This window comes from Rhizobium oryziradicis (assembly GCF_001939045.1).
Lineage (GTDB): Bacteria > Pseudomonadota > Alphaproteobacteria > Rhizobiales > Rhizobiaceae > Allorhizobium > Allorhizobium oryziradicis.
This window is the reverse complement of record NZ_MKIM01000018.1, coordinates 85,148-93,730: the sequence shown is the minus strand read 5'-3', so window position 1 is coordinate 93,730 and position 8,583 is coordinate 85,148. Positions and strand designations below refer to the sequence as shown.

Annotated in this window: 10 protein-coding genes; 6 read left to right on the top strand and 4 right to left on the bottom strand. The window is 54.5% G+C overall.

Annotated elements, in window-relative coordinates; genetic code table 11:
- From BJF95_RS23970 to BJF95_RS01220, 5 genes are all read left to right on the top strand, one after another.
- A partial coding sequence (locus BJF95_RS23970) for a bacteriophage T4 gp5 trimerisation domain-containing protein (protein ID WP_425348665.1) occupies positions 1-739 on the top strand: 739 nt, incomplete at its 5' end.
- Positions 739-1,392 carry a hypothetical protein gene (locus tag BJF95_RS01235; RefSeq protein ID WP_075637627.1) on the top strand — a complete coding sequence of 218 codons (654 nt, stop codon included), beginning with the start codon at positions 739-741 and terminating at the stop codon, positions 1,390-1,392. The genes BJF95_RS23970 and BJF95_RS01235, both read left to right, overlap by 1 nt.
- A gap of 10 nt (positions 1,393-1,402) precedes the next feature.
- On the top strand, positions 1,403-2,563 hold the full coding sequence (locus BJF95_RS01230; protein WP_139317357.1) for a hypothetical protein: 1,161 nt from the start codon (positions 1,403-1,405) through the stop codon (positions 2,561-2,563).
- Positions 2,564-2,666: 103 nt separating this feature from the next.
- Positions 2,667-2,972, top strand: coding sequence for a PAAR domain-containing protein (locus BJF95_RS01225; protein WP_075637625.1), 306 nt, complete (start codon positions 2,667-2,669; stop codon positions 2,970-2,972).
- A gap of 61 nt (positions 2,973-3,033) precedes the next feature.
- Positions 3,034-3,375, top strand: coding sequence for a DUF1491 family protein (locus tag BJF95_RS01220; RefSeq protein ID WP_075637624.1), 342 nt, complete (start codon positions 3,034-3,036; stop codon positions 3,373-3,375).
- 170 nt (positions 3,376-3,545) lie between these two features.
- On the opposite strand, the gene BJF95_RS01215 is transcribed toward BJF95_RS01220, so the two are convergent.
- The gene (locus BJF95_RS01215; RefSeq protein WP_139317356.1) at positions 3,546-4,577 is read right to left on the bottom strand and encodes a DUF2336 domain-containing protein; all 1,032 of its coding nucleotides are present in this window, start codon (positions 4,575-4,577) and stop codon (positions 3,546-3,548) included.
- A 369-nt stretch (positions 4,578-4,946) separates the two neighbouring features.
- Between BJF95_RS01215 and BJF95_RS01210 the strand changes: the two genes are divergently transcribed.
- The gene (locus BJF95_RS01210) at positions 4,947-5,135 is read left to right on the top strand and encodes a hypothetical protein (protein WP_075637622.1); all 189 of its coding nucleotides are present in this window, start codon (positions 4,947-4,949) and stop codon (positions 5,133-5,135) included.
- 17 nt (positions 5,136-5,152) lie between these two features.
- Here BJF95_RS01210 and BJF95_RS01205 read toward each other — a convergent pair whose 3' ends face one another.
- The 3 genes from BJF95_RS01205 to BJF95_RS01195 form a co-directional block, all read right to left on the bottom strand.
- Complete coding sequence (locus tag BJF95_RS01205; RefSeq protein WP_075637621.1) at positions 5,153-5,701, bottom strand: DUF1254 domain-containing protein; 549 nt, start codon at positions 5,699-5,701, stop codon at positions 5,153-5,155.
- Positions 5,694-6,284: a DUF1214 domain-containing protein gene (locus tag BJF95_RS01200; RefSeq protein WP_075637620.1), complete on the bottom strand. Its 591-nt coding sequence runs from the start codon at positions 6,282-6,284 to the stop codon at positions 5,694-5,696. The genes BJF95_RS01205 and BJF95_RS01200 overlap by 8 nt, the downstream gene beginning before the upstream one ends.
- A 151-nt stretch (positions 6,285-6,435) precedes the next feature.
- Positions 6,436-8,544, bottom strand: coding sequence for a transglycosylase domain-containing protein (locus BJF95_RS01195; RefSeq protein WP_083638633.1), 2,109 nt, complete (start codon positions 8,542-8,544; stop codon positions 6,436-6,438).
- Between the last annotated feature and the right edge of the window lie 39 nt (positions 8,545-8,583).

Sequence of the window (8,583 nt, the reverse complement as noted above, 5' to 3'; positions counted from 1 at the left end):
GCCCAATCCGCTAAACCCCGTGCCGTATGATTTGCCTGCGAATAAGACCAAGAGCGTGTTTCGGACCAATACGCATAAGGGGCAATCAGCCTATAAGTTTAATGAGTTAACGTTCGAAGACGAGGCTGGGCGTGAAGAGATTTATATTCACGCTCAGAAGGATTACACTCTCAAGGTTTTGAATCACAAGACCGAGAGGGTGGACGTCAATTATGTCCAGTCGGTCGGTGGAGCTTCGGTGCGTGAGATTGAGCGCATGGATATTCAAAATATCGGCCAGAGCATGAGTATAAACGTAGGGACAGGACCAGCTGGCGACATGGTTCGGGGCGCGTTGACGCAGGACATTTTCGGTATTCGCGGAGCCGCCTATTTCCTCAAGAGCATGTTTTCATCCATGTCGGGAAGCGGCACTTACTCGGTGAATGCCGCGTCGACCATTATGTTAAACGCGGCTTTAAACTCCGTTCACACAACCGGTGGAACCAGCCTCGTGACGGTCGGTATGGATCATATTCAAAACGTCGGTGGAAGTGTGCGCCTCGCTTCAGGGCAAAATTCCGAGGAGGTGATCCACGGGATAAAGACGGTTGAAGCTCATGAAGCCATATACTTTCGCAGCGGGAAATCCGAATTACGATTGGACGCGGACGGAACAATCACGGTGAAGGGTGTAAGGATGATCATTGAGCAAGAAGAAACCGTGAAGGCGACCGCTACCAAGATAGAGTTAAATTGATGAGAAGAAGAATATTTTCTGCTTTCATTTCTTTTTTTTACTTAGGCGTCCTCGCGGACGCCGGTTTTGCGGATGATAATAAGGAAAATGGCGATATGCGTTCTCAATTAACGATCTATGTGGCACCGCCTTTGCTTGAGAAAGGCGGAACCGTGATTGTTGTATCAAATCCGGTGGCACTCGCTGAATGGCGTGATCTATCGCAAGGAGATAACCCTGCCCGGGACGATCCGCACAATGAGAAAAAGAAAAATCTCCAACCCGGGGATCGCCTGTTCGGTGCTGTTGTATCGAAAAAAGTGTCGATCATTGAGTTCGTTTATCCGGAGGGAGGTACGTTCGGCTTTAATCTGGTGCCCTTGCCGACTGCGAGTGGCCGCGCTGCAACTGCCCCAGCACTTATGACGAAGCGCGTTCTTGTTGGTGATGGCGGATATAAGGACTGGAAGACAGGCAAAGAGTATATTTGGGAGAGCGTTTCGACGATTCATGTGGTTGGACCTGAGGCCACGGAAGGAGACAGCCGTAGCGCCAGCGTGGCTGAAGCAGAAATCATGAACTTGCCTCCCAAGAAAACGACATATGAAGGAGTAACGGTCTCGGCACCTACGGACGAGCAATTGGAACAGGTCATCGTCAAGGTTCCGCACTGAGGGAATTAACATGAGCATACTGAAAATATATACTCGATCATTCCATCCCCGTGAGGATTTTAGAACGGGTGGAATGTTCTTCCACGGGGATAATCGTGGATTCAGTGCGTCGACTGGTGTGACTTCCCGCATTTACCATTGGATTCAAGTTAATTTAAAAACTGCGGAGTTCGGAGTAGCGGTGTGCCGCTCAGATCCGAGTTCAAACCCGAGATTAATCAATGCGACAGGCTTGAAGTTCAGTAATGATTATACTCGGCCAGAAACGCAGCCGAGACATAGTGAGACGCCAAAAAACATCACGCCTTATCGTCCAGATGGAAATCAAAACATCAATATCCGTATCGTCTATGCGGGTAAGAATTTTGCTTTTCCGACTGACGAGGCCGGTGTCGTTACACAAAAAATTGGAGATGCCCAAGAGGCTATCGGGATGAAGCCTTGGGTGTCGAGTGAAACGCCACATGATGTGCTTGGCGGACAGGTCTCCGACGGCAAAAGCAACTACACGGGACCGACCAGCATTCTTCCTTATGAAGTCCAGTCGCCAGTGACATATGACAAACAAGACGGCTTTGGCGTAAGGTCTCCAGTGAAGCACACCGATGAGCGCTGGAGTGGAATGGTTCCTGACCTTGATGTGATGAACAATGTGTCGTTGCGGATCAACAGAGACCTCAAAAGGGTTGATGTGTCCTGTGCTATTACGGGAGACGGTTTTCCCAATTGCGAAAGTTTTATCATCGATGGTTCCAGCAAAGTTCTTTTTTTGGCAAGCCATGTTCGGACGGGAACTGCCGTCGCTCAATTGCCGGGTAACCGCCAGATTCCGATGAGCAACACGTCATTGGATGTTGATTGGCAGCCTGATGACAGTTTTGGGGCAGCGGTAAACGTGCGGGTTGTCGTAGATTTCACCGGTGCAGGTGCCGCCAATGATCTTGGTATTGGCGCAAAAACGCGGGAGGCGTGGAATGCTCTGCATACGAAGCGAAATCCGTACGGTTCCTACAGTCAACGCGTGCGCGAACACATTCCGTTACCGCAGAGTCAATGGGTCGATGATAGGATCAATAATAATCCCGATATGGTTGACTATGTCAGAAAGGCGCGTGCGGCGGCTGGTCGCTGGTTCGACGGCGATGGAGAATGGTGGGCTGGTGAGGACTGATCGCGTTGCCCGGGCGTTATCGTGTTTGATCTGAATTTGATTCCATGTGTCGAATTTGCGCTTTTAAAAGAATGTTTTCGCCGACAATAAAAAGAGAGTCACCATGCCCGCCATCACCCGCCTCGGCGATATAGGTTCCGGCCACGCCTGCCATTTTCCACCCACAACCGCCGTTGAAGCGAGTGGTGATGTGTTTATCAATGGGCGTGGTGCCGTGCGGGTTGGGGATGCCTATGGGGCGCATGCCTGCTCGTCCTGCCCGGAGCCCAGCCATGGCCGCGCATTGGCGGCTGGGTCGCCCACCGTGTTTATCAATGGCAGGCCTGCGGGGCGCATTGGTGATGCTATTGATTGTGGTGGTGCGGCGGCGGAAGGGTCGGGGAATGTGTTTTTGGATGAGAATGCTTGAATATGTTGAGAGAGCGTTGATTTTGCCTGACAGCGTCGGCACCTTGCGCTAATCCATACGCATGCGTCTTCGTTCCGATATGTTTGTGTCCGCCCTGATCCGCACCGTGTTTTCGCGCGGTGGTTATGCGGCTGTGGAGCGCAAGGGTATGGATCAGGCGGGGGCGATTTTTATTCGGCAGCGCTTTCGTGATGGTTTCGAGACGTTGTTTGGTCCGGCTCCGCAAAGCCTTGTTGATGACGAGGGGGCCATGGATCGGCGCTTTGAGCAGCGATTGGACCTGGCTGAGCCCGAAGATGTGGCGGCGTTGATGGCGCGCGAAACCAAATGGGATCCGGATCTCTGGCTGGTCGAGTTGGAGATCGATACCATTGATGGGCTGTTTGTTGTTGAGCAGCCATGATGCGTTGGGCGTCGCTATCTGGTGTTACACCACGGGAAATTGGCAATGCCTCTGGGTATCAGAAAATCGGACAGCATCGCGGCTCGATGCCGATTTTCTCTGTCATATAGAGTCCCTTGTTTTCGTTTGTCTATTCGGGAAAACCGGATTCCACTTTTCCCTGACAAACTCTAGCCGCGGTGCTGCTTTAAATAGGCAATAATATCATTGCCTTCTTCCTGGTGTGCGTCTTGGCCCGGTTTGGGGTCGTCGCGGTGGGTTTGATAGGTTTGCTGGTCGGCGCGCAACCAGGCTTCGATCTGCCGTTGGCATTCGCGCCCATCCAGCGAGGCAATGAGGCGGGCGATGCGTGGCTCGTTTTGCTCCAGCTCGGTCAAATGCGGATAGAAGCGGCTCAGCACAAATGTGATGTCGGGAAGGGTCATGGCAAGCCCCAGAAGGGCCGTGGCAAGCTGGCGTCCGGACAGGTCGAGCAAAATGCGCTCTGCCAGCCAGCGGCTGGAGGATAGCGTATCGGAAAGGGCCGTGGCAAAGGCGCTGGCCTCGCGCGTGCGGGCAAAGCGCACCAGCAATGCCTCTTGCACGGGGTTTATGCTGCGCAGACCCTGCCGGTCATGTTGAGGGCGGTGCAGGTGCTGGTCCAGCGCAATCAAGGTCTGGCGCAGCGCTTCTTCGCGTTTGCGCTTGGCGGCTTCTGCCACGGTGGCCGCCTCTGTCTCAGTGGGGATTTCTGCAAGCTCGATTTTCTTGATGGGGGCGGGGTCTTCACGCACGGGAATAGCGCGCGGTGGTGCTTCCATCATGTCATGAGCAACACCGTCCTGGTCGGTCGAATGGGCGGCATTGTCTTGCAGGGAAAATCGCAAGCCGACGAGCGCGTCAATCATGGCGGGGGAGAGCGCTTCGCGGCGCACAATGGCGCGGGTGTGGGCTTTGCCCTGGGTGCGGGCAATGGTCAGCATCAGCTCGTCCGTCAGACAGGGAGATGCGGTGAGAAAGGGTGCCGAGATCGAAATGGGTTGGCAGGCAATAAAAAACGCCACTGGCTCCGGCACATTTGGTGATTGGGAAAGAGCAGCCACAGCTGCGCGCCTTGCCTCCAGCGTTGAGGATTGAAATAGCGGTTGAAACAACAGCGCGAATTGCTTGAGGTCTGCCTTGGCGGGGCGTTCAATGGATTCAAAACTCGAGACGGTGGCCATCAAAACCACGTCCTTGTTGCGATCGTTCCGTGTGTTTTCCAACGCCCTAAATTGATCATTCACGACATTACCCGTCCCAACGCGATACTAATTCCCTCAAGATACAGGGTAATCGTTAGCAAGCTGTTAACCATCAATGGTGTTTAATAAGAACAATCGAATAGGCGTAATATCACGGCGTGTTTCGATTGATGATGCAATCACATGGTGACAGCGCATGAGATATGCCGCTGGGAAAGTCTGGAGAATGGCACAGAATGCCCGGTCAAACAGCGCGATGCGCTTTGGTTGGGATGTGTTGGCCCTCACACGGGGGTAGGATGAAATCGATCTCTTCATCCGTCTCAAACGTTAAAATTGGAGACGAGCATGGCCGACATCGTAAGACTGAAAGATCATTTTGAGCATAAACCGGCAAAGCGTCCGCCAGAGGGCGTGCAGGCGCGCATTTTGCTGTTTACGGGCGTTCGTTATGCGCGCACAGAGCCTTTGCTCATTGGTGCCGCGTCATTAACCGGCAAGCGTCCTGTGCACGATTCCCATCCCTACGAAGGGTAGAATAACGCAGCATCCCTTCACGGATTGGCAATCGGTTTGCAGCTTGCGCCTTTCAAAAAGGCCTCGGCATCTGGCTTGAAGCTATCTTGTGGCACCATGGCGCGCAGCACGGCATAACCTTTGTGCGTGGGCATTTCGACAAAGATCGTCTGAGTCAGGGCGTCGGATTGTTCGGCGCGCAAAACCGCGATCTGGGCTGAGGTGGCAGCAATAATATCCAGCTTGCCTTCCACCGATGTGCTGTCATTCATGCTGTAGGACTCGTTGGCATTGCGGTCAAACACGCCAATCGACCAGAAGGGGACCGCGCCTGATGCAGTGATGCGCACGGGATTTTCGCTGACATCAAAGGCGCAGGCTGCGACTTTCAAAAACGGATCGCCAATGGTGAGGCCCGCTTTGTCCATCTGATTGCCAAGACTATAAAAACGATTGAGCGGACCCTCAAAGGTAATGCGTGTGAATGCATCCTTGCCGGTAAAATGCGGCAGGGCCAAAATGATGATGATGTGCAGAAAAACCGCACCAATCAGGCCAATCGCAACAGCAAACAGCAGTTTAAACATTGCCGCACCCAATGCGCTCGATGCGTGGCATGGTCAGGGCAACCAGGCCGGAGTTGCCTGCCGCAGGCGTGTCCAGAAGGGTCAGATTGAGCATGATAGGCCCACCATCGGGCGCAATGGCCAGCCAATTGTTGGCCGTGGCTTTGGCACCGATGGTGATGTTCATGGTGCCGTCAGGGTTTTTCAACGTGATGATCGAGTTAAGGGCCGTTGGCAAATCCTGCGACACGTTGAGCGGCTCACCATTGGGGCGGGTGGCGTAAAGCGTCCAGAACCGCGTTGTCGGCACGCTGCCTGCGAGTTTGTAGCGGCACAGGCCAGTGAGCCGCTGGCCGCTGGTGTCGGTGGTGGCAATAAAGGTCAGCCCTTCGGCGCTGCCCAGCAGCAGACGCCCGGCGCGGGCGCGGTGTGAGCGAGCGTAGGGATCGGCGGAGGCCGTCTGCGCTTCGGGAAAGGCTCGCCAGCCATCAATCGAGATTTCGCCAAAGCCAACGGTGGCATTCAACGCCACCAATGTGGATTGAATCCCAAGGCCAAAGGCGATGACAAGAGCAAGGAGGACAAGAAGGGGAACCCTGAACACGCGCTAATTATGACCTTTTGACACTGTGACGGCGCTTGCGCCGTTGTAAACACCTGTACCAGAATGCGATAGCACCCCTAAACCTTGATTGAAATGGCTTGCATGCTGCATTCCAACAGGGCTTTGTGGGCCCAATAGGGCAAAGATGCGATCAGTTTAACGTCTGCTGCTTTTCTGGCGCTGAAAATGGCTTGGCTTCGGTGAACATGGTGGCAAGATCGCGCAACAAGGCCGTTGTTTGAACCGAGAGGCTACGAGGCCGCACAAAGGCTGTGGTTTCGGTGTTTTGCTCCATATCCTTGGTTGGTTTGACCGGCTTGACCACGGTAACAGCAGGCTCCAGCACCCCGGGAATCGGGCGGATGGCAATGCCTTGGTGGGCATAATCCATCACGGTTTTGAAGGTCATGGCGGGAAGCGATCCGCCCGTCATATTGTTGGTGGAGGTGTAATTATCATTGCCAAACCACACGGCGGTGGTGAAATTGCCGGTAAAACCCACAAACCATGCATCGCGATAGGCTTGGGTGGTGCCGCTTTTTCCGGCTGTGAGAATGCCGTCTAGGGCAGCTTTTCTGCCCGTGCCGATATAGGGCACTTTGGTCAGCATCTGGTTCATGTAATCATCAGCCTGCTGGGTCAGCACGCGTCGTGCAGGCTCGGCATCGCGCTCGAAATTGTAGAGCACATCGCCACGATAATCGAGAATTTCATCAATGCCATGGCGGCGCGATTGCATGCCGCCTGCGGGCAGCACGGCATAGGCGGTGGCCTGATCCATGATAGTGACTTCGGAGGTGCCCAGCGGAATGGTGGCATCCTTGCGAATGGGGGTTTCAACCCCCATCAGCTTGGCCATGCGGATAACGGAATCAATGCCGAGGCGGTCTTTGACTAGCCGTACCGGAACCGTGTTGATCGATTTGGCCAGCGCTGTGGTCAGTGTCACCTTGCCCGCATAGCTGTTGCCGTAATTGTGCGGGCTCCAGTTGCCCCAGCTGAGAGGGCCATCGACAATGGTGCTGTCGGGTGTCAATCCGGCTTCCATGGCCACCGCATAGGTATAGATCTTGAAGGACGAGCCGGGTTGGCGCAGGGCGCGAGTGGCACGGTTGAACTGGCTTTCACCATAATCGCTGCCGCCCACCATGGCGCGCACCGCACCGCCGTTTTCAAGGGTCACCAAGGCACCTTGCTTGACATTATACTGCTCACCATAGTCGCGCAGCGTGTTGCTGACTGCTGTTTCAGCCACTTTTTGCAGGCCGGGATCGATGGTGGTGCGCACAATCAACGAGCGCTCAGGAAAGCGGGTACCAAGCCGCTGCACTTCATCAAAGGCCCAATCCAGAAAGAAATCCGGCGATTCCTGCTCGGCGCGGTCCACCACGGTGGCCGGGTTGCGTCTGGCGGCAATCACCTGTCCTTCGCTCATAAAGCCGCTTTGCACCAGATTGCTCAGCACTTCATTGGCGCGGCCACGGGCGGCGGGCAAGTTCACGTGGGGTGCATATTTGGCTGGTGCCTTGAACAGACCCGCCAGCATGGCGGCCTCGGCCAGATTGATGTCGCGCACACTCTTGCCAAAGTAAAATTGCGAGGCAGCGGCTGCGCCAAACGTGCCGCCGCCCATATAGGCGCGGTCAAGATAGAGCGACAGGATCTCCTTTTTGGACAGGTTTGCCTCAAGCCACAGCGAGAGAAAAGCTTCCTTGATCTTGCGCTCAATGGAGCGCTCATTGGTCAAAAACAGGTTCTTTGCCAATTGCTGGGTGAGGGTGGAGCCGCCTTGCACCACGCCGCCAGCACGCGCATTTTCGCTCAAGGCTCTGAAAAGGCCAATGAAATCGATGCCGAAATGGCTGAAAAACCGCCGATCTTCCGTGGCCAGCACCGCCTTGATCAGATTGTCCGGCAGATCGGCAAAAGCCACGGAATTTTCATGGATAATGCCGCGATGGCCAATGACATTGCCGTAACGATCAAGAAAGGTGACGGCAAAATCACCGCGATTGCGCCAGTCTTTCACCGTTTCCTGAAAGGCGGGCATGGCCAGAGCCAGCAGCAAAACGGCCCCGACAGTGCCCCATGTCATGCATTCGCCAAGCACTTCAAACAGCATCTTCTTCCAGCCACGCATGCGAAAACGGCGAAAGAAAATCGTCAGCTCTTCCCAGAACTCGGCCAGCCGAAAGCGGGTGTTATAAAGGGTCGAATCGAGCCACGCATCGATCTTGAGGAAAATATGCCGCTTTTTCATCGTTTCTGCGCTGTCCGTTGCAGGCTGCCGACATAAGCC

What these genes read in the sequence shown, in the direction of transcription:
- BJF95_RS01215 (WP_139317356.1), bottom strand. Translation starts at nt 4,577, where the DNA reads ATGGCCACCGTCTCGAGTTTTGAATCCATTGAACGCCCCGCCAAGGCA.
- BJF95_RS01220 (WP_075637624.1), top strand. Translation starts at nt 3,034, where the DNA reads ATGCGTCTTCGTTCCGATATGTTTGTGTCCGCCCTGATCCGCACCGTG.
- BJF95_RS01205 (WP_075637621.1), bottom strand. Translation starts at nt 5,701, where the DNA reads ATGTTTAAACTGCTGTTTGCTGTTGCGATTGGCCTGATTGGTGCGGTT.
- BJF95_RS01210 (WP_075637622.1), top strand. Translation starts at nt 4,947, where the DNA reads ATGGCCGACATCGTAAGACTGAAAGATCATTTTGAGCATAAACCGGCA.
- BJF95_RS01235 (WP_075637627.1), top strand. Translation starts at nt 739, where the DNA reads ATGAGAAGAAGAATATTTTCTGCTTTCATTTCTTTTTTTTACTTAGGC.
- BJF95_RS01195 (WP_083638633.1), bottom strand. Translation starts at nt 8,544, where the DNA reads ATGAAAAAGCGGCATATTTTCCTCAAGATCGATGCGTGGCTCGATTCG.
- BJF95_RS01230 (WP_139317357.1), top strand. Translation starts at nt 1,403, where the DNA reads ATGAGCATACTGAAAATATATACTCGATCATTCCATCCCCGTGAGGAT.
- BJF95_RS01225 (WP_075637625.1), top strand. Translation starts at nt 2,667, where the DNA reads ATGCCCGCCATCACCCGCCTCGGCGATATAGGTTCCGGCCACGCCTGC.